14 protein-coding genes are annotated in these 20,968 nt (G+C 72.2%); 6 read left to right on the forward strand and 8 right to left on the reverse strand.

What is annotated here, in order from left to right; all coding sequences use genetic code 11:
- The first annotated feature begins 51 nt into the window (after positions 1-51).
- The gene (locus C8E87_RS41050) at positions 52-4,260 is read left to right on the forward strand and encodes an alpha-(1->3)-arabinofuranosyltransferase domain-containing protein (RefSeq protein ID WP_166661451.1); all 4,209 of its coding nucleotides are present in this window, start codon (positions 52-54) and stop codon (positions 4,258-4,260) included.
- On the opposite strand, the gene C8E87_RS41055 is transcribed toward C8E87_RS41050, so the two are convergent.
- The gene (locus C8E87_RS41055) at positions 4,182-5,381 is read right to left on the reverse strand and encodes an acyltransferase family protein (RefSeq protein WP_133878732.1); all 1,200 of its coding nucleotides are present in this window, start codon (positions 5,379-5,381) and stop codon (positions 4,182-4,184) included. The genes C8E87_RS41050 and C8E87_RS41055 overlap by 79 nt on opposite strands.
- A gap of 111 nt (positions 5,382-5,492) precedes the next feature.
- Between C8E87_RS41055 and pgfA the strand changes: the two genes are divergently transcribed.
- Both pgfA and C8E87_RS41065 read left to right on the forward strand, forming a co-directional pair.
- Positions 5,493-6,554, forward strand: coding sequence for a cell envelope lipid trafficking protein PgfA (gene pgfA, locus C8E87_RS41060; RefSeq protein WP_133878733.1), 1,062 nt, complete (start codon positions 5,493-5,495; stop codon positions 6,552-6,554).
- Between the two features lie 161 nt (positions 6,555-6,715).
- Positions 6,716-7,138 carry a DUF6188 family protein gene (locus tag C8E87_RS41065; protein WP_166661452.1) on the forward strand — a complete coding sequence of 141 codons (423 nt, stop codon included), beginning with the start codon at positions 6,716-6,718 and terminating at the stop codon, positions 7,136-7,138.
- A 53-nt stretch (positions 7,139-7,191) separates the two neighbouring features.
- Here C8E87_RS41065 and katG read toward each other — a convergent pair whose 3' ends face one another.
- The 3 genes from katG to C8E87_RS41080 are packed head-to-tail and all read right to left on the reverse strand — an operon-like array spanning position 7,192 to position 10,507.
- Entirely contained in the window at positions 7,192-9,435 is a 2,244-nt protein-coding gene (katG, locus tag C8E87_RS41070; RefSeq protein ID WP_133878735.1) for a catalase/peroxidase HPI, read from the reverse strand.
- Positions 9,432-9,854 carry a Fur family transcriptional regulator gene (locus tag C8E87_RS41075; protein WP_133878736.1) on the reverse strand — a complete coding sequence of 141 codons (423 nt, stop codon included), beginning with the start codon at positions 9,852-9,854 and terminating at the stop codon, positions 9,432-9,434. Before C8E87_RS41075 ends, katG begins: the two co-directional genes overlap by 4 nt.
- Before the next feature lie 47 nt (positions 9,855-9,901).
- Entirely contained in the window at positions 9,902-10,507 is a 606-nt protein-coding gene (locus C8E87_RS41080; protein ID WP_133878737.1) for an MBL fold metallo-hydrolase, read from the reverse strand.
- Between the two features lie 97 nt (positions 10,508-10,604).
- Between C8E87_RS41080 and C8E87_RS41085 the strand changes: the two genes are divergently transcribed.
- Entirely contained in the window at positions 10,605-11,747 is a 1,143-nt protein-coding gene (locus C8E87_RS41085; RefSeq protein ID WP_133878738.1) for a DUF808 domain-containing protein, read from the forward strand.
- Positions 11,748-11,754: 7 nt separating this feature from the next.
- On the opposite strand, the gene C8E87_RS41090 is transcribed toward C8E87_RS41085, so the two are convergent.
- Positions 11,755-12,570, reverse strand: coding sequence for an SGNH/GDSL hydrolase family protein (locus tag C8E87_RS41090; RefSeq protein ID WP_133878739.1), 816 nt, complete (start codon positions 12,568-12,570; stop codon positions 11,755-11,757).
- 288 nt (positions 12,571-12,858) lie between these two features.
- Between C8E87_RS41090 and C8E87_RS41095 the strand changes: the two genes are divergently transcribed.
- Both C8E87_RS41095 and C8E87_RS41100 read left to right on the forward strand, forming a co-directional pair.
- Complete coding sequence (locus C8E87_RS41095; protein ID WP_133878740.1) at positions 12,859-13,539, forward strand: 4'-phosphopantetheinyl transferase family protein; 681 nt, start codon at positions 12,859-12,861, stop codon at positions 13,537-13,539.
- Between the two features lie 142 nt (positions 13,540-13,681).
- Positions 13,682-14,698 carry a TerC/Alx family metal homeostasis membrane protein gene (locus tag C8E87_RS41100; protein WP_133878741.1) on the forward strand — a complete coding sequence of 339 codons (1,017 nt, stop codon included), beginning with the start codon at positions 13,682-13,684 and terminating at the stop codon, positions 14,696-14,698.
- Between the two features lie 104 nt (positions 14,699-14,802).
- Here C8E87_RS41100 and C8E87_RS41105 read toward each other — a convergent pair whose 3' ends face one another.
- From C8E87_RS41105 to C8E87_RS41115, 3 genes are all read right to left on the reverse strand, one after another.
- Positions 14,803-15,708 carry a helix-turn-helix domain-containing protein gene (locus C8E87_RS41105; protein WP_203720890.1) on the reverse strand — a complete coding sequence of 302 codons (906 nt, stop codon included), beginning with the start codon at positions 15,706-15,708 and terminating at the stop codon, positions 14,803-14,805.
- Between the two features lie 104 nt (positions 15,709-15,812).
- Positions 15,813-19,460, reverse strand: a complete 3,648-nt coding sequence (locus tag C8E87_RS41110; protein ID WP_133878743.1) for a CHAT domain-containing protein — start codon at positions 19,458-19,460, stop codon at positions 15,813-15,815.
- Between the two features lie 28 nt (positions 19,461-19,488).
- Entirely contained in the window at positions 19,489-20,862 is a 1,374-nt protein-coding gene (locus tag C8E87_RS41115) for a hypothetical protein (RefSeq protein ID WP_133878744.1), read from the reverse strand.
- Positions 20,863-20,968: the final 106 nt, after the last annotated feature.

Consider the following 20,968-nt stretch of genomic DNA (forward strand, 5'->3'; position numbering starts at 1 on the left):
GGTCGCCCCGCGACTCCGCAACGGTCAATCGGGAGCGACATGCGGCCGGCAGTGAAATCGTCAGTCGACGATGGCGTTCCCCGTTCGGTCTGGCGGCTGCGCCTGCTCGCGGTGTGCGCCGGGCTGACCGCCCTCGCGTTCCTGCAGAGCCCCGGCTCGACAGCCATCGATACGAAGGTCGACCTGGTCATCGACCCGGCGGGCTGGCTCGGCCGGGCGCTGCACGTGTGGGACCCGGCCGGCACGTTCGGCCAATTGCAGAATCAGGCGTACGGCTACCTCTGGCCGATGGGCCCGTTCTTCCTCGTCGGCAAGCTGCTCGCCGTCCCGGCCTGGGTCGTGCAGCGGCTGTGGTGGGCGCTGCTGCTCAGCCTCGCCTTCACCGGCCTGGTGCTGCTGGCCGAGCGACTCCGGATCGGCACGCCGTGGGCCCGCATCATCGCCGGGGTCGCGTTCGCGCTGTCGCCGCGCATCCTCACCGAGCTCGGCCCGATCTCGGTCGAGGCCTGGCCGACCGCGCTCGCCCCCTGGGTGCTGATCCCGCTGATCGGCCTGCGGCAGGGCGTCCCGATCCGGCGCGCGGTGACCCGGTCGGCGCTGGTCGTGGCTTGTGCCGGCGGGGTCAACGCGACCGCTGTGCTGGCCGTCGTGCCGCTCGCCGTGCTCTGGCTGGCCGGGTTGCGCCCGGCCCGGTTACGGTTCCTCGCGCTGGCCGCGTGGGGCGCCGCCGTCGCCGCGGCCACCGCGTGGTGGCTCGTGCCGCTGCTGCTGCTCGGCCGGTACAGCCCGCCCTTCCTCGACTACATCGAGACCGCCGCCGTCACCACCGCGCCCACCGACACGACCACCGTGCTGCGCGGTGCGTCGCACTGGCACGCCTACCTGACCAGCGCGTTCGGGCCGCTGTGGCCGGCCGGCCGGCGGATCGCCACCGAGACCCTCCTGGTCGTGGCGACCCTGGTCGTGGCCGGTCTCGGCCTGGCCGGGCTGGGCCGCCGCGGAGTGCCGCACCGCTGGTTCCTGGTCACCGGGCTGCTGGCCGGCCTCGCGCTGGTCGGGCTCGGGCACGTCGGCGCGATCGACGGCCTGTTCGCCGACGCGCAGCGCTCGTTCCTCGACGGCGCCGGCGCCCCGCTGCGCAACGTGCACAAGTTCGACGTCGTGCTACGGCTGCCACTCGTGCTCGGGCTGGCCCACCTGCTCGGCCTGGCCCTGCGCTCGGCCCGTACGGCCCCCCTGCCCGCCCGCAAACCGGCCCGGCTGCGCGCCGCGGCGGTCACCGGCGCCTCCATGGTCGCGATCGCCGGGGTGGCCGCCCCGGCCCTGGCCGGCGGGGTGGTGCCGCCCGGCAGCTTCGCCGAGGTGCCCGGGTACTGGCGCGACGCCACCACCTGGCTCGACCGCAACCTCGACGCCGAGCAGGTGCTCGTGGTGCCCGGCGCCCGCTTCCCGCAATACCTGTGGGGCCGTCCCAGCGACGAGATCACCCAGGCCCTCATGCGGGGCAACTGGGGGGTGCGCAACTCGATCCCGCTGACCCCACCGGGCACCATCCGCCTGCTCGACTCGGTCGAGGAGGCCTTGTCCACCGGCGCCGGCTCCCCCGGCCTGGCGCCGCTGCTGTCCCGCTCGGGGGTGCGCTACCTGCTGCTGCGCTCCGATCTGAACTACGGCCGGGCCCAGGCCACCCCGCCGATCGTGGCCCGGCAGGCGCTCCTGCGCTCCCCCGGCCTGACCCCGGTCGCCACCTTCGGCCCCGAGATCGGCGGCGGAGCGCTGCCCGGCGCGTTCGTCGACGACGGCCTCGACGTCAGCGTGCCCGCGCTCGAGGTCTGGCGGGTCGACCGGCCGGTCAAGGCGATCACCGCGTACGACGCCGCCGGCCTGACCACCGTCGTCGGCGGGCCGGAGTCGCTGCTCGACGCCGCAGCCGCCGGCAAACTGCCCGACGGCCCCACAGTGCTGGCCGGCGACCGGCCGGACGACCTGAGCCCCGGACCCGTGGTGCTGACCGACGGGATGCGCCGCCGCGAGGTCGCGTTCGGCATGGCCACCGACCGGGCCTCGGCCACGCTCGAGGCGGGCGACGACGGCCGGCTCGGGGCGCCCGCCCGCGACTACCTGCCCGGCTGGGGCGACGAGCAGGACACCGTCGTGCGCTACCAGGGCATCAGAACCGTGCGCGCGTCGTCGGCGTACTCCGAAGCCAACGCGCTGATCGGGTCGCGCCCGGCCCACCAGCCGTTCGCGGCGCTCGACGGCAACCCGGCCACCTCGTGGCGCTCGGCGCCCGGCCTGCCCTCGGCGGGTCAGTGGATCGAGGTCGAGCTGCCCGGCAAACGCGTGGTCAGCAGCCTCGGGCTCACCCTCGACCAGGGCACCGACTCCGTGCCGACCCGGGTCACCGTCCGCGTCGGGCCGAACGAGCCGGTCACCCGCGAGGTCTTCGGCACCAGCGTGAACATCCCGCTGCCCGGCGACATCCCGGCCGACACCGTCCGCGTCACCGTGAACGCGGTCCGCGACGTGCGGCTCGGCTACGGCGGCGTGGGCTTCACCGAGCTGAGCATCCCGGGCGTGGTCGCGCAGCGCACCCTGGCCGTGCCCGCCTCGCCGGTCGCCGGCCGGCCCGCGGACATGGTGTTCAGCGCCGCCCCGGCCACCCCGGCCTGCTACTTCGCCGACGGACGCCCGTACTGCTCGGGCGGCAAGCTGCGCGACTCCGAGGACGGCGGCTACATCGACCGCGCCGTGCAGGTACCGCAGACGGCGCTCTACAAAGTCACCGTCCGCGCCCGCCCCAGGCCCGGCTCCGCGCTCAACGCCATGCTCGACCCGGGCGGCAGCGCCTCGGTCACCCGCGGCATCGTGCCCAGCGCGACCGCCTCCAGCACCGGTGTGCCCGACCCGGCGGCCCGGCCCGGCGTGGTGGCCGACGGCGACCTCGGCACCACCTGGTACGCCTCCGACGAGGACACCAACCCGTGGCTGCGGCTCGGTTTCCTCAAACCGCGTCAGGTCAACGGCATCCGGGTCCGGCTCGCCGACGGGGTCGCCGCGTCGCGCATCTGGCGGGTCACCGTGCTCGGCGACACCGGCGTCCGCACCGGCTACCTCGACGACGGCGGTTCGCTGCGGTTCGAACCATCGCTGCGCACCGGCACGATCACGGTGCTGTTCGCCAACGACTTCCCGGCCCGCTCGCTCGACCCCTACCGCAACACCACCCGCGAGCTGCCGTTGGGCGTCAGCGAGCTGTCCGTGCTGGACGACCCGCCGGTCACCCGCAACGACCCCGACCGCAAGCTCTACCTGCGCTGCGGCACCGGGCCGGCGGTGAGCGTGGCCGGGGTGCAACGAACGACCGCGCTGGTGGCGAGCCGCCGCGAGCTGGTCGAGGGCCGCGAGGTGGCGGCGCGGCTCTGCGGTCCCGCGGGCACCGGCCCGATCCGGGTGGCGTCCGGGGAGACGCGGGTGATCGCGGTCGCGGCGCCGACAGCCGACCCCGTGCGGCTCAACCTGACCCCGCTGCGCGGACCCGAGGCCGGCCAGGGCGGCGGCGAGAGCGAGACGGTCAAGAGCCAGGAGAGCCCCGTACGGGTCGACGAGTGGACCGCCACGACCCGGCGCGTGCACCTGGAGGCCTCACCGGCCCAGCGGGTTCTGGCCATGCGCGAGAACACCAACCCGGGCTGGCAGGCGACGCTGGGCGGCGAGACGCTGCAACCGCTGATCGTCGACGGCTGGCAGCAGGGCTGGATCGTGCCCGCGGGCCCGGCCGGCCAGGTGACGTTGCGGTTCGCGCCCGATCAGACCTTCGGCACCGCCCTGGGGGCGGGCGCTGTGCTGCTCACCGGCGTGGCCGTGGCCGCCGTGATCCCGCCACGCCGGCCCGCTCCGGCCGCGGTGCCCGTCCGGCGCCGGCGCCGCTGGCTGCTGCCGCCGCTGGTCGGCGGGGGCGCGCTGCTGGTCGTGGGCGGCGTGACCGCGGCCGGGCTGACCGCGCTGGGGCTGGCCGTGGTCGTCGGTCTGCGCGCGCTGGGCCCGCACCTGGACAACCAGGACGGACGGTGGTTGCGCCGGGCCCTGGGCTGGGCCCGGTTCCTCCTGCCAGCCTCGCTGTTCGCCGTCGCCGGGTGGTTCTCGGTGACGAGCGAGAACACGCACACCGCGGCGCTGCCTCAGCTCGCCGCGGTGACCGCCGGAGTCGCGCTCTGGCTCTCGGTCCTGTTCCCCGGGGGGCGCCGGCGGCGCAGGTGACCGAGCCGCAGGAACGGCTTCTCGACCAGGTAGTAACTGAGGGCGGCCAGCACCAGGCCGCCCGCCACGGTCTCGGCGTACGTGCGCAGCAGGCTGCCGGTGAACTCGGGGCGGCCGGTGGTCTCGTACAGCATCTCGAGCACGAACGGGTGCCACAGGAACAGCCCGTACGAGACCAGGCCGAGCCAGCGGGCGATCGGCGAGCCGAAGGCCGCCTTGGCGCGCGTCTGCGGCCCGAACGCCAGCGGCAGCATGACCAGCACCGCGATCGCCGCGTAGATCGTGAGCTTGAAGCCGAACTGGGCGGCGGTCGGCTCGACCAGGTTGCGCGGGCCGGCCATCGAGGTGGTGGAGACGGCAAGCAGGGCGAACGCGGTGGCCCAGCAGGCCAGCGGGGCGCGGCCCAGGTCGTTGAGGAAGCGCCAGCGCGGCAGCAGGTTGTTGGCCAGCGAGACGTGCACGGAGGCCAGCGCCATGCCGGCTCCGAACCAGAGCGCGTACGAGGGGAGCCAGGTGGTGTGCCGGCCGAGCGAGAGCACGCCCGCGCTCAGCAGGGCGATCCAGGTGGCCGTGATCAGCGCGGCGGCGAGCAGGATGAGGATCGGCCGCCCGGCCCGCCGCTTGCCGCGCAACGCGAGGACGGCCAGGATCGGCAGCAGCACGTAGAACGCGGCCTCGGTGGCCAGGCTCCAGGTGTGCCCGAGCGCGTGCCGCAGCCCGTACGCCTCGTAGATCTGCGTCAGCGTGAGATGCCGCGCCCAGTCCCCGGCCGAGGCGTCGTGGTTGCGGGGCACGACGAGCAGGCAGACCACGACAGTGACCCAGTACGCCGGCAGGATGCGCAACGCCCGCCGCCAGAGGTAGCCGCCCGCCCCCGGCATCGACTGCCCGGTGGCCCGCGCGTGCGCCCACGGACGGTAGAGCAGGAACCCCGAGAGCACGAAGAAAACGGCCACCCCGACGTCCAGCCGGGCCAGCCAGCCGGCCCACGGACCGTCGCCGACGTTGACCCCCGTGGCGAAGCCGACGTGGTGCGCGACCACGGCAAGCGCTCCCACCACCCGGACGGCGTCCAGTGGCGGGAGTCGATGCAGGGACCTGTTCGTAACGGGCGCAGACATAAACCGTCCCAGGGGGTCGCGCAACTATGTAACTGGCGAGTAACCTGCGCCCATTATGGGTGATCGGGCCGTGCGGGGATACCGGCCGATTGATAACGATGGGAGGGCTCCGTGAGGGCTCGCTGGGGTGCCGTGCTGTTCGGCATCGGCGTCTTCGCCGTGGTTGTTGCCGCGGGTTGTGCGTTCTACGTCGCGCCGTCGGTGGCGCGGCTGCCTTACGACCTGGCGCTGTGCAAGCCGGATCAGTCGACCGGCTGCCTGCGGCCGAGCGTGGCCGAGGCGAAGGACGCCAAGTTCCTGCAGACCAAGGGTGGGGAGGGCGTGGACACGCCGGTCATCGCGGTGCAGACCGGCACGCTGCGGTCCACCACCGAGATCGCACCCCAGGCCGACCTGACCAACGAGGAGATCAAGGACGACGACACCGTCATCTGGAACGGGTACGGCACCGTCACCTGGGTCGAGACCAACGAGATGGTCAGCCAGTACAAGGCCGGCATCGCCCTCGACCGCGACACCGCGGCCGCCGTCGACTGGTCTCAGCAGTACCTGCAGGACGCGGGCGAGGACGCGCCGTCCGAGGTCGTCTTCGCCGGGCAGCTCTACAAGTTCCCGTTCGGCACCGAGAAGAAGGACTACGAGTACTTCGACCGTGACCTGCGGAAGGCGCAGCCGATCCAGTACCAGGGCACCGAAAAGATCAACGGTCTGGAGACGTACCGCTTCCAGCAGGTCATCCCGGAGACCCCGCTGAACTTCTCGGAGGAGCGGCTCAGCGGCCTGCTGTCCAAGTTCGCCCCGGGCGCCGGCGGCGGCCAGGTCAACTACAGCAACACCCGCACGATCTGGGTCGAGCCGGTCTCCGGCACCTTCATCAAGGTGCAGGAGCAGCAGAAGAAGACGCTGGTTCCCGAGACGGGCGCGCCGACCGACCTGCTCGACGGCAACTTCGTCTACACCGACGAGACGGTCGCCAACAACGTCAAGTCGGCCGGCGACACCAAGGACTCGGTGCTGCTGATCAGCCGCAACCTGCCGATCGGCCTCGCCGTGCTGGGCGCGCTGCTGCTCATCGCCGGCCTCGTCATGGTCACCACCGGCCGCCGGGCGTCCGCCCGTCACCGCGCCGAGGAGATCACCGAGGCCGAGGCTGAGGCCGACGCCAAGGCCTGACCGAACCGGAACACGGCAGCGGGAGCCCTTCGTCACCGAAGGGCTCCCGCTGTCGCTTGTGCCCGCGGCGGCGCCGGGATCTTTACGGGACCTTTAAGGCCCTGTTATGGCAGCCCTGGATACGTTCCTGACCGACAGAGGGACGAGCCGGGAGGTACAGCATGTTGCCGGTCATGGTCACCGACATGAGCGCGGGACGGCAGCCGCGCCGGGAGCGGTCACTCGAGCTGCTGGCGGGCCGGCGTCTGGAGTATCTGCGGCTGGGGCACGCCTTCGTGCTGAGCTTCACCGGGGGCGAACAGGTTCTGGTCGAGACGGCGGTGCAACTGGCCCTGCCCGGGCGTGGGCGCGTCGTGGCCGAGCCCGGCGACCACCCCTCCGACGAGCTGGCCGAGCTGCTCGGCGACGAGGTCGTCTCCGCCCGTACGGGAAAGGCCGGCGAGCTGCTGCTGACCTTCGCCGGCGGCGCCGAGCTGCTGATCTGCCCTCACGCCGACGTCGAGTCGTGGGCCGTCACCTCCCCCGGCGGCTTCCTGATCGTCTGCCTGGCCGGCGGCGAGACAGCCACCTGGGGCGAACTGTAGAAACGGCGACGGAGCAGCCCCCCGAGCGGGGGAGCTGCTCCGTCGGAGCGATATCAGGCGCGGGCCAGGTCGAACCGGTCGGCGTCCATGACCTTCACCCAGGCGGCGACGAAGTCGTTGACGAACTTCTCACCGGCGTCGCTGCTGGCGTACACCTCGGCGAGGGCACGCAGCTGCGAGTTCGAGCCGAAGATGAGGTCGACCGCGGTGGCCGTCCACTTCACCTGGTCGGTGGCCAGGTCACGGATCTCGTACAGGTGCTCGCCGGTCTCGGCCGCCTTCCAGCGGGTGCCCGGGGAGAGCAGGTTGACGAAGAAGTCGGTCGTCAGCTGCCCCGGCTTGTCGGTCAGCACACCGTGCTCGCTGCCGCCGAAGTTGTTGCCCAGGGCCCGCAGACCGCCGACCAGGACGGTCATCTCGGGGGCGGTCAGGTTGAGCATGTAGGCACGGTCGACCAGCAGGACCTCGGGCTGGGTCTTCTCGCCCGGACGCAGGTAGTTGCGGAAACCGTCGGCCCGCGGCTCGAGCACCTTGAACGACTCGACGTCGGTCTGCTCCTGCGTGGCGTCGGTGCGGCCCGGGTGGAACGGCACAGTGACCTTGACACCCGCGTCCAGCGCCGCCTTCTCGACAGCGGCCGAACCGGCCAGCACGATCAGGTCGGCCAGCGAGACCTGGGCGCCACCGGCCGCGTTGAACTCGGCCTGGATGCCCTTGAGCTTCTCGATCACCGGGGCCGCGCCCTGGTTGACCTCCCAGCTGCGCTGCGGCTCGAGGGCGATGCGGGCGCCGTTCGCACCGCCGCGCTTGTCGGTCGAGCGGAACGACGCGGCCGAGGCCCACGCGGTCGAGACGAGCTCGGCAACGGACAGGCCGGACTCGAGCACCTTCGCCTTGAGCGTGGCGATGTCGGCCTCGCTGACCAGCGGGCCCTCGTGCGCCGGAACCGGGTCCTGCCACAGCTGCGGCTCGGCAACGTACGGGCCGAGGAAGCGGCTGACCGGGCCCATGTCACGGTGCAGCAGCTTGTACCACGCCTTGGCGTAGGCCAGCGCGAACTCGTCCGGGTTCTCCAGGAAGCGGCGCGAGATCTTCTCGTAAGCCGGGTCCATACGCAGCGACAGGTCGGTCGTGAGCATCGTCGGACGGTGCTTCTTCTCGGGGTCGAAGGCGTCCGGGATGATCTCGTCGGTGGTCTTGGCCACGTACTGCTTGGCGCCGCCGGGGCTGGTGGTGAGCTCCCACTCGTAGCCGAACAGGATCTCGAAGAAGCGGTTGCTCCACTGGGTCGGCTTGTCGGTCCAGGTGACCTCGAGGCCGGAGGTGATGGTGTCCTTGCCCTTGCCGCTGCCGTGCGTGCTCAGCCAGCCCAGGCCCTGCGCCTCGATCGGGGCGCCCTCGGGCTCGGGACCGACGTGGTTGTCGGCCGGGGCGGCGCCGTGGGTCTTGCCGAACGTGTGGCCGCCGGCGATCAGCGCGACGGTCTCCTCGTCGTTCATCGCCATGCGGGCGAACGTCTCACGGATGAAGTGCGCCGCGGCGATCGGGTCGGCGCTGCCCTTGGGGCCCTCGGGGTTGACGTAGATGAGGCCCATCTCGGTCGCGCCGACTCCCTCGGACATCGTCTTCTCGGAGGCGTAGCGCTCGTCACCGAGCCAGGTGTCCTCGGGACCCCAGAAGATCTCCTCCGGCTCCCAGGTGTCGACGCGGCCGAAGCCGAAGCCGAAGGTCTTGAAGCCCATCGACTCCATGGCCACGTTGCCCGCGAGCACCAGCAGGTCGGCCCACGAGATCTTCTGGCCGTACTTGGCCTTGACCGGCCACAGCAGGCGGCGGGCCTTGTCGAGGTTGGCGTTGTCGGGCCAGCTGTTGAGCGGGGCGAAACGCTGCCCGCCGTCGCCGGCGCCGCCACGGCCGTCCTGGATGCGGTAGGTGCCCGCGGCGTGCCAGGACATGCGGATCATCAGGCCGCCGTAGTGCCCGAAGTCGGCCGGCCACCAGTCCTGCGAGGTGGTCAGGACGGTGACGATGTCCTGCTTGAGCGCCTCGACGTCGAGCTTGGCGAACTCCTGCGCGTACTGGAAGCTGGGGCCGAGGGGGTCGGCCTTCGACGAGTGGGCGTGCAGCACCGACAGGTCGAGCTGGTTGGGCCACCAGTCCCGGTTCGTCCGGGGGCGGCCGCCGGTCTTGGGCGTCGGCGAATCGATCGCCGGGTTCTCGCTCTCGCTGCCGTGCGAAGTCACGGAGTCGTGCGCGACCGGACAGCCGGCAGCGTCTCCGAGTTGGGCGTCGCTCATGATTTTCCTTCCGAACAGTCGGGACAGGTGCCCCAATAGACGACCTCTGCCTCGTCGATCACGAAGCCGTGGTCGTCCGAGGCGGAAAGACAGGGCGAGTGGCCGGCAGCACAGTCGACGTCGGCGATCGCGCCGCACGAGCGGCACACGACGTGATGGTGGTTGTCCGCCACCCGGGTCTCGTAACGGGCGGTCGCGCCGGCGGGCTCGATGCGCCGCACCAGCCGGGCGTCGGTGAGCGCGCGGAGCACGTCGTAGACCGCCTGGTGGGAAACCGTGGGAAGGTCAGCCCGGACCAGCGCGATCACCGTGTCGGTGTCGACGTGCGGGTGGTCCCGAAGCGCCGCGAGCACCGCCAGCCGGGGCCGGGTCACGCGCAACGATACCGCCCGCAGCTGCTCTGCGAGGTCGGACGTCACGGGAAGACCTTAGCCCTCTTTTCTGGAATGAATCAAGTTTTGTGCCGTTACTCGCCCAGGGCGTCGCGCTCCGCCTTGATGGTGGTGTCGTCACCGTGGCCGGTGTGCACGACGGTCTCGCCCGGCAGCGTGAACAGCTTGGCCCGGATCGACCGCACGATCAGGCCGGCGTCGGAGTACGAGCGCCCGGTCGCCCCCGGCCCGCCCTGGAAGAGCGTGTCGCCGGTGAAGACGCAGCCCAGCGCGGGCGCGTACAGGCAGACGGCCCCCGGGGCGTGGCCCGGCGTGTGCAGGACGGTCAGGCCGCCCCAGAGCTGCTGCCCGTCGGCCAGGTCCTCGTCCCAGCGCACCTCGGCGCCGTGGGTCAGCTCCCACAGCGGGCGCTCGGCCGGGTGCAGCAGGATCGGCGCGCCGGTGCGCTCGCGCAGGGCGGGCGCCACCCGTACGTGGTCGTCGTGGGCGTGCGTGCAGACGATCGCGCGGACCGTCCGCTCCCCAGCCACCGCCAGAATCGCGTCGACGTCGTGCGGCGCGTCGATCACCACGCACTCGGCGTCGTCACCGACCACCCAGACGTTGTTGTCGACGTCGAAGGTCTGCCCGTCGAGGCTGAACGTTCCGGACACGACGCCGTGATCCACCCGAGGCTGCATGCCGCTCACGATACCGATCCGGGCTGCCGCGCCCACGGGCCGTAAGCGACAATGAGCCCGCACGGACGCTGACCGACCCCTTGAAAGGACCCGCGCCTTGGCCGGTGGACTCGTAGCCCTGCTGGATGATGTGGCGGTGCTGGCCCGCGCCGCGGCCGCCTCCGTCGACGACGTCGGGGTGGCCGCCGCGAAGGCCGGCGCCAAGGCCGCGGGCGTGGTGATCGACGACGCCGCGGTCACGCCGCAGTACGTGCGGGGGCTGGCCGCCGAGCGGGAGCTGCCGATCATCAAGCGGATCGCGCTCGGCTCGCTGCGCAACAAGTTCCTGATCATCCTGCCCGCGGTGCTGCTGCTCAGCCAGTTCGTGCCGTGGCTGCTCACGCCGATCCTCATGCTGGGCGGCGCCTACCTCGCCTTCGAGGGCGCGGAAAAGGTGTGGGCCAAGATCTCCGGCCATGGCGCGCACGACGACGAGGCCGCCAAGGACGAGAAGAGCCTGATCGCCGGGGCCGTGCGCACCGACCTGATCCTGTCGGCCGAGATCATGGTCATCACTCTGAACGAGGTCATCGACGAGCCGTTCTGGTCCCGCCTGGCCATCCTGGCCGTGGTCGCGCTGCTGATGACCGTCGCCGTCTACGGCGCGGTCGGTTTGATCGTGAAGATGGACGACGTCGGCCTGCGCCTGTCGCAGGGGCCGGGCGCGGTCGCCGGGCTGGGCCGCGGCCTGGTCAAGGCCATGCCCAGGGTGCTCACGACGCTCACCGTCGTCGGCACGGCCGCCATGCTGTGGGTCGGCGGGCACATTCTGCTGGTCGGCGCGGACGAGCTGGGGCTGCACGCGCTCTACGACGCCGTGCACCACCTGGAGGAAGCGGCCCACGACGCCACCGGCGCCCTCGGCGGGCTCATCGGCTGGCTGGTCAACACCGTGTTCAGCGCGATCCTGGGCCTGATCGTGGGTGCGCTGATCGTGGTCGTCGTGACGTTCACGCTGCACCGCCGCGGCAACGACCACCACGCCCCGGAAACAGCCGAGACCCCGGCCGCCACGCCCGCAGCCGCCACGCCCGAGCGCGTGACCGAGAAGCCCGCCACAGCCGAGCGCGTGACCGAGAAGCCCGCCACGGCCGAGCCGGTGACGGAGGAGGCCGCCAAGCCCGAGCGCGCCACGCCCGAGAACACCACGCCCGAGCGCGCCACGCCCGAGCCGGAGGAGCGCCCCGTACGCGACGTCTAGGGGCCGGTCAGCCCAGGAAGGCGTACTTGGCGGCGGTCAGCCACAGGGCCTGCCCGGCGGCGTTCGGGTGGACGCCGTCGGGAACGAGCGCACTCAGCGGCCGCGGGTCCGCGGTGAACTGCCGGTGCGCGTCGATCGTCGTCCAGCCGTTCGCCTCGGCCAGCCCCTTGATGGCGCGCAGCCGCACGTGGTGGGCGTACCGCTGCAGCGACGTCTTGCTGGGCGGGCCTTCCGGGTTCTGCAGCACCGGCACGATGTCCGGGCGGGGCGACAACGCCGCCAGCTTCGCGGTCAGCCGCTCGTACGCCGGGTACGTCGTGTCCCGGCTCTCGTTGTGGCTGTAGTTGACGAGGAACAGGTTGCCACCCTGCGCGGTCAGCTTGCCGAACCGGTCGCCCTCCACCGCGTAACCCGCCTTGGCCCCGCCGACGCTGCCGTTGTAGAGCGACAGGGAGAGCCAGCCGGTGCCCGGTCCGAGCACGGCCGGGGCACCGTACGCCTGCTTCTTGTGGTCCCACTGGCGATAGGTGGTGCGGTAACCCGGGTAGCGCGCGGCGATCCACGTCGACAGCTGGTAGAACCACTCCGACCTGTCGTTGCCGGTGGAGTCGCCGAGCAGCGTGATCGTCGCGTTGCCCGAGCCGGTGGAGAGCTGGTTCATCAGCCGCGCCGGGGCGCCGACGACCGCCGGCGCATCCCGCACCGGGGCGCTCCTCACGCTGGGGCCGGCCGCCGCTTCGGCAGTGGTGCGGGCGTAGGCGACGGGAGCGACGATGACCGCGGTGAGCGCGAGGGCGCCGGCGGCGGCGGCACGGAAAGCCATGGAGGGGCGGGCTCCTGAGGGTGCTGAGCGAACGAGCAGACAACGACAGATCACAATGGGCGGCCAGATTAACGTTCGTGATCTTGGATGCGCCAGTGCGGTGCGGCCATCACCGGCTGACGTTCCCGGCGGTCTCTCGTCGTCCGTTCGGCCACAGCATCTCGACCGTCATCAAGACGCCCTCGCAGGGCAACGCTGTCATCACTCAACGACAGCAACATCACCCGCCGCTGTCACCGTCACCCACCCGAACGGTGACAGCGGCGACCGGGCCCCCATGATGGAGCCGTGATCGAAGAAATCCTGCCGCCGGGTGTGGAATCGGTCGATACGTTCACCGATCCGCCCGGGGCGACGCTCCTCGGCGAGGAGGTGGCGATCGTCGAGCCGATGGTCGAGAAGCGCCGGCGGGAGTTCACCACCGGCCGCTGGGCCGCCCGCGAGGCGATGGCCCGGCTGGGCCGCCCGCCCGTCCCGCTGCCGCGCGGGCCGCGGGGTGAGCCGCTGTGGCCCGCCGGTCTGATCGGCAGCATCACCCACTGCCCCGGCTACCGTGCGGCAGCGGTCGCGGAGGCCGGGCGCATGGCCCTGCTCGGCATCGACGCCGAGCCGGACGAGCCGATGCCCGGCGACGTCTTCGCCACCGTCTCGCTGCCGGCCGAGCGCGAACGGGTTGCCACGCTGCACCGGGACCATCCGGGGGTGAGCTGGGAGCGGCTGCTGTTCAGCGCCAAGGAGTCGGTGTACAAGACGTGGTTCCCGCTGATGCGTCGCTGGCTCGACTTCGAGGAGGCCGACGTCACGATCGACCCGGTGGGCGGCACGTTCCGGGCGCGGCTGCTGGTAGCCGGTCCGCGGCTGCACGGGCGCGAGCTGACCGGTTTCACCGGCCGCTGGCTCGCCCGTAAGGGGTTGCTGCTCACCGCCATCGCGGGTGGTGCCAAGCCGCCTCCCAGCCGGGTGAGCTAGAGTGCGCGGCGAGGGGAGTACCTCGTAACGAACGTTGCGGTCATCACGGGCATTTCGATGCCCCCGTGCGTTCGCCCGCCACGACGTGGCAGGTGAGGGAGACCTCGGACGATGACGCGCATCTTCCGAGGAGGACCCCTGTATGGCGCACACCGTGACCCTGGCTGCCCCGCTCGAGACCGTTGCTTCCCCCCTGCTCTGGGGTGTCAGCATCGCCGTCCTGATCGCATTGCTGGCGGCCGACTTCGTGGTCACCCGGCGGCCCCACGACGTGCCGATGCGCGAGGCGGTCGGCTGGTCGGTCTTCTATCTGACCCTGCCCGCCGTCTTCGGCCTGGTGCTCTGGTGGGCGTACGGAAGCCGCCCGGCGATCGAGTTCTACACCGGTTTCGTGGTGGAGAAGTCTCTGTCGGTGGACAACCTCTTCGTCTTCATGCTGCTGCTCACGGCCTTCGCGGTGCCCTCGGCCCTGGCTCAGAGGGTCCTCCTGTACGGCATCGCCGGCGCCCTGGTGCTGCGCGGCGTCTTCATCGCCCTGGGCGCGGCCGTGCTGCAGGCCGGCACGTGGGCGTTCCTGCTGTTCGGGGCCGTCCTGCTGGTGACCGCGATCAAGGTGATGCGGGACGCGCGGCGCGACGAGGCGCACACCGTCGACATCGATCAGATGCGCAGCGTACGGCTCCTCAGGCGGTTCTTCCCGGTCACGAACGACTACGACGGCGGCAAGATGGTCGTACGCCGGGCCGGCAGGCGTGCGCTGACCCCGCTCGCCGTGGTCGTGGTCGCGGTCTTCATGACCGACATCGTGTTCGCGGTCGACTCGGTGCCCGCGGTGTACGGCGTGACCGAGGACCCGTACCTGGTGTTCGCGACCAACGCGTTCGCGCTGATGGGCCTGCGCGCGCTCTACTTCGTGCTGCGCAACGTGCTCGACAAGCTGCGCCACCTCGACTACGGGCTGGCCGTGATCCTGGCCTTCATCGGCGTCAAGCTGGTGCTGCACTGGGCGCACGGCATCTGGACATGGCTGCCCGAGGTGCCGACGCTGGCCTCGCTGGGGGTCATCGCCGCCACGCTGGCCACCGTCACGATCACCAGCATGCTCGCCAACCGCCGGGACGCGGCCGCCGCGAGTCTCGATCCAGTGTCGAGGGTGTGAATCGCCTGTTTTGCGGCATACGGCGGCCATTCCTCCGGTTCCGCGCGGAAGGGCTCGGCATGGCCGGCAGCAGGATCGGCGTCGCCCGCCTGGATCGCGTGCGGTCAGCCCTGGTCGGCCCGCAGGGCGGCGGCGAGCCAGCGCAGGTCCTCGGTCGCGTCGGGTGAGCTGCGCTCACCGCGGACACCCGCGACCAGCCGTCGGTACTTCTCCATCCCGGCGGCGAGTCCCGCCTCCAGGCTTTCCCGCACCCCCGCGAGCGGCACATCGCCGAACAGGGTGGACACCAGCTCGGCCGCGGCCGGATCGCCGGGACGCATCCCGCCTTCCCGGGCCGCGGCGACGGTGCTCACGACCTGCCGGGCCCACCAGATCCGCGCCCCCGGCGGCTCCTTCGCCCCCGGCGAGGGGGTGTTCAGCCGTACGAAGGCGCGCATCCGGTCGCGGAACCCCTGATCCGCGACCAGCTCGGCCAGCTCGATCCAGGCGTCCACCTGGTCCGGGGTGGGATCGGCGGGCAGTTCGACACCGTAGTTCCCGATCCGCTCCCGCAGGCGTGGCTCGAGGTCGAGCCGGCCGAACACGTCGGCCTTGAAGTCGTCGACGATCTGCAGGCGTTCGGCTGCCGACAAGCGGGCCAACCGGTTCATCAATGCGGTCTCCTCAGCGCTGGAACCCCGTTTCGCGACGGTGGACAGAACCGCCCGGCTGACCTTGAGGGCCCGGATCCGCGCGTCGATCGCGGCCACATGCACCTCCGCCACCTCGGCGATCGTGGCGCGGCCGTCCAGCACCCGGGCGACGTCGCCGAGCCCGAGGCCCAGCTCCCGCAGCGTGCGCACCAGCTCGACCCGGGCCACGGAGGCCGCGTCGTAGAGCCGGTAGCCGCTCGCCGACCGGCCCGCCGGCGGCACCGCTCCCTCGTCGGCCCAGAAACGCAGGGTGCGCACGGCCACCCCGGTGCGGCGCGCCAGCTGCCCCACCGTCAGCAGTTCAGGGTCTTCGTCCATGGGTTCCATGCTGAGGCCGACAGCCGCTGGAAGGTCAAGGGTCTGTTGCCGGCGGTTTCCAACTCGCCCGGATCACGGTCGTCGACGGGCTCTGCTGCCCGTGGTCACCGGCCCAGATGGACGAAACCGGCCCAATGGGTGAGCGTGGTGTCGTCGGCGGGATCGCGGACGGAGCGCTGGGCCTCGCGCAACGCCACGTGCGGCGGCAGGCCCGCGCCGGCCAGGTTGTCGTGAAAGGCGACCATCAGGCGGGCCGTCTCCCTGTCCGGCACCGGCCACAGAGACCCGATCGCGGTGGTCGCGCCGGCCACGAGGAAACCGGTCGACAGGGTGACGGCCTCGTCGTAGGACCGCCCGGCCCGGTGCGTTGTGCACGCGGCGAGCGACACGAGGCCCGCCGAGCGGCCGGCCGCCGCCCGCAGGAGTTCCTCGGCCGAGACCTGGGCGCCGCCGGCCAGCAGCAGGTACGACGAGGCCGGCCCGTCCGCCCGGACGACGCCGTGGCAGGCCAGATGCAGCACGGCGGCGGGCTCGGCTGCGGTCAGCCAGCCCAGCACGTCACCGGGCAGGCCGGGGCCGGCGGCGATGACGGCCGGGTCGCCCGATCGCCCGCAGAACCGGCCGGCCGCATAGTGCTTGCGGAAGATCGTGCTCGCCTCGGCTCCGGCGTTGGGCAGGGCCGGGGCAGTGTCGCCGGTGTCCGGGTCGCCGATGACCAGGCCGACGTCGGTGCGTTCGGGCATGGGGCGGCCGGCCACGTCGACGAGCAGCCGGCCCGAGGCGATGTACGAGAACGCCGCCTCGTCGATCGCCCACCGGCCGTCGCCGTGCGCAGCGTGCCACGGCACCGTGGCCAGGGCGCCGTCGGGGACGAGGACGAGGTGGGGCTCGCCGCTGTGGTTCTGCTGCCAGTGGTCGAGCAGCGGCCGGATCGCGACGTCCCAGGCGGCCCGGCAGACCTCGGCCAGCGTCGTCCCCACCCCCGGGTCGTCCGGCGCCGCACCCAGGTCACGCATCCGCACGCCCGGCGCCGGTTCGCCGCGGGCCGCGACGGCCGCTTGCACGGCCGCCGGGACGGCCCAGTCACCGGTGAGCCCGGGCAGGTCGACCGTGCCGATCGCCCCGCCCGGCTCCACCAGCAGCGCGAACCCCGGCTCGCCGGGGAAGAGGTAGACGAGCGCGTCGGCGCCCATGTCGCGCAGGGCATCCCCGACCCGGTCGACCGACGGCGGGTCGAACAACCGGGCCTCGCGCGCCAGCACCCGCAACGCCCGGAACCGCGCGTCACTCGGCATGACCGGGGTTCCCGTACGCCAATCGGCCCCTCCCCCGGCGGACGGATCAGCGCCCCACTGGTCGGCGAGCTCGGCGCGCCCCGCCGCCCGCAACAGCTCGGGCACTGTGGCCGCGACCGTCGCCGCGTGCAGCACGAGCCCCCGTCCGGTCTCCAGCGCCAGCCACGCCCCGGCCGGGTCGCCGGCGCTCAGGGCGGCCCGCGCGATCGCCAGCGCGTCGGGGGAGCTGCGCCGGGCGGTGGTCATCGCGTCGTGCGTACCGGATTGCAGCAACACCTGCCAGGCTCGCGCCCGCAGTGCCCGCCGGCCGGTTTCGGCCGCCGCTGCCGGGTCACCGTCGATCACGAGCGCGGCGGCCAGCGCCATCCCGATCTCGGCGGCGCCGCGCTGCCCCGGCTGGGCGGCGGCGATGTCGAAGGCCTCGCGCAGGGCCGCAACGGCCCGGCCGAGGTCGCCGGGCTGCGGGGCGTGCTGGCGCAGCGCGACCAGCCCCATGCCGTACTGGGCGAGGTGCCGGCCCCGCAGCAGTTCCCCGGTCGGTTGCCGACTGGTCTCCGCGATCAGGTCGGCACCCTCGCGCACCAGGTCGTAGCGGTCCAGGGCCCGGCCCGCCAGCACCAGCGTGCTGCCCGCGCTCATCCGCATCATCGCCGAGCTCGGCTCCCCGGCGAGCGACCCGGCCACCACCTCGCGCGCGTAGCCCGCCGCCCGCTCCCAGTGCTCCCGGTCGTTGCTGCGCTGGGCGAGCAGCACGTACGTCGCGCCGAGGCTGCGCAACGTCTGCACGCGGGCGGGGTCGTCGGGCCGGATCAGCCGCAGCGTCTCGATCAGCAGGTGCGGCGTGTCCGCGGGCAGGGCCGTGCCGGTGATCTCGGCCCACATGATCTGGGCCTGGGCCAGGGCGAGCAGCAGTTCGTACCGGTTCGGGTCGTCGGGCGCCTCGTACCGGGCGTCGCCCAGCAGGTCGAGGCCCCAGCGCAGGTCGGCCAGGTCGCCGCGGGTCTCGAACCGCAGCATCAGGGCGTTCGCCACCGCCGCGGCGAGCGCCACCCGGTTCGTGTCGTCGCGGCTGGTCCGTCTCAGCGCGTCGCGGGCCAGCGTGATCGCCTCGTCGAGCTGCCCGGCGGCGCCGTCCGAGTGGTGCCCGCGCCAGGCGATCGAGGTGGCCAGCTGGGCGGCCGCCGCGGCGTGCACCTTGGGCGCGGCCGCCGGATCCGTCACCACGTCCCGCAGCATGGCGATGCCCCGGTCGGTGTCCAACCGGCGCAGCAGCTGGAAGGCCAGGTGGTAGAGCACTTCGGCGCGCTCGGCCGAGCCGCGGGGCAACCGTGGGAGAGCCGCTGCCGCGAACGCCTCGGCCGCCTCGGCATCAGCCCTTTCCCCCGTACGCCGGACGCGCTCGGCCAGCGTCCGCGCCAGCTGCGCGTCGGCGACCCGGCGCGCCCCCGGGTTCAGAAACGGCAGGGCGGCCCGCAGGTCGGCGATGATCGGGTCCACGTCGATCGTCCGGTCGCCGGCCCTCGACGCGTGGTCCAGGCGTGCGGAGGCCCGGATCCAGCGGGCCTCGGCCCGCATGTCCGGCTCGGTGCCCGGCTGCTCGATGAGCCGCCCGGCCGCCCGTACGGTGGCCTCGGTCTGCTGACGCCGGAACTGCACCACCATCGTCAAGTAGTGGAACTGCGTCCGCATGGGCGGGGGCAGCTCGCGCACGTCGGCCGTGGACAGGATCTCGGCCGCCGCGTCCAGCTCGTCGGCGCCCGGCTCGGCCGGCGAGTTGACCACCGCGTCGGCGAACGACAGAGCAAGCAGTGGCTGACTCGGGTCCTCGTCCCACCCGTCACGCAGGATCCGCAGGGCGCGGCGGTGATCGCGGAGGTCACCGGCGTGGCGGAACCGCTCCTCGTAGAGCGACCCGTGCCGCTGCCACAGCGAGGGCCGGTCGCCCCAGACGCCGAACAGGGTCCGCAACGCCTGCTCGGCCGCGTCGAAGTCCTCGGCCCGGTGGTGCTTGACGTAGCGGGCGACGTGCCGATGCGCGAGCGAGTTGACCGCGTGCGCCCACTCCTGCGATCCCGGCCGGAACCGCCGCGCCGCCTCCCCCACGAGCTCGATCGCCCGGTCGAGGTCGGAGCCGGCATCCCGGACGGTCAACGCCTCGGCCACGATGTCCAGCACCGCCACCTCAGGACCCGGCTCGCCGTCGGCGTCCTGCCGGAGCATCCCGAGCGCCGCCTCGCCGGCACCCACCGCCTGGTCGGCATCACCGGGCGCCGACCAGCGCCCCGGCATCATCGCCGCCTGGATCATCCGAGTCAGGTGAAGCCTGGCCCAGTGGTAGAGCGTCCACTCGTCGGCGTCGGTCGCGAGCGGAGTCATCCTGGCTATCGCCGCGTCGATCACCTCGGGCGGCGTGCCGATCCCCAGGTCGTCGAGCTCGTCCAGCCAGTCGTCGTCCATGCCGGGTTCTGACGGACAGCCCGCGCCGTCACAGCGCCTGCCGTGCAGCGGTCGCACTCGCCCCGCTACCCAGGCGAGCCAGCACGTCCACGATGGCGACACCGCTGAGCTCGACCGCGAGTCCCCACAGACCGAGCGCGACCCAGGACGAGAGGTTGCTGTTGAAGGTCACGTTGTCGAGGTACTGAGTCTTCAACCCCACAAGCGACACGACCACAACCGACGCGCAGCCCGCGAACACCCGGGCGTACCGGAAGAAGGCCGACACCGGTTCAAGGTCGTCGTACCATCGCCCGGCTCCGCCGTCGGGTTCCGCCGACTTGTCTCCGGGCGGCGGCCCCGGAAGGTCTGGTTCAACATCGCGGCTTTGGTGGCGTCTGTTGTAAACCTCTTCCGCCAATTCGGTCTGACCACGCTGCAACAGCCGGACAGCTTCACGGAGCGCCTGGTTGCGGGGCGCGCGCAGGAACGACCCCACGATGTGCCCGGTAAGTATCAGATGATCGCGAATCCGGCGCAGCTCGGCCTGGATCTCGTCGGTCCGGTCGGGCCAGTTCCAGGACTGCGCCTCCACAAGATTGCGGTACGCCTCGTCCACAGCCGCGTCGGCCAGTTTCCGGTCGTCGCGGCCCACCTTGTCACGGCACTGCTCGATCGCGTCCGAAACGGCGTCGAGCTGGTCGTACAGCACGGCGGTCTGACTGGCGAGGACCGCCGCCGAGTTACGGTGCCGCTCGAGTTCGGCGAATTCCTGCTCGGTTCGCGCCAGGTCGTGCCGGAGGATGAGATCCTCGAGCTCGTTGAGCCTGATGCGAGCGTTCAACGGCAGGTCCCGCCCGTTCGTGCCCCAGCCCATCGTGCGGCGGAGCGCGTCGAACCTCCTCATCAGGGCAGCCTGCGGCGTCAGACCCTCCGTGATCCATTTGATGATGAGGCCGAGCGCGGCGCCGGTGGCGATGACGACGAAGGCGACGACAGCCCACTTGCCACCACGTTGACCGACTCCGATGACCAGAGGAAGCTCTTCGGAGTCCGCGCCCGAGGCCACGACGACCGTCTCCCGGTAGATTCCCGATTCGACGCGCTCGGGCCCCCACGGGTCCACCGTCACGGTCACGAGAACCGAATTGCCGGTCAACGGCGTGGCCGTCAAAGCCACCTGGTCGGACGGGAACTGACCGGCTTCGTGGTGCGGGTCCCGCATGAGCCACACAACGTGACCCGCGGGGGCGCCGGCACCTGGAGAAGCGAGTTCGACAACAGCCGACCTGGTCAGCGGCCGCCGGATCTTTTCGAAGGAGACGGCGATGCCACGCTCCTCACCGACCACCATTTCGTCGGCCGGCCATCCGAAGAGAATGACCGCCAGGACGCCGGAATACACGACGGCGAACACGGCCAAGAAGGCCACCCGGTATTTGCGGGCGCGTCGGCGTCGTCTGTTCGCTGCTTTGAGCAGACGCCGTTCTTCGAGTTCTCGATAGGGCACGGCCGCCCCCGATCCCCGC

Source organism: Paractinoplanes brasiliensis (assembly GCF_004362215.1).
GTDB classification, from domain to species: domain Bacteria; phylum Actinomycetota; class Actinomycetes; order Mycobacteriales; family Micromonosporaceae; genus Actinoplanes; species Actinoplanes brasiliensis.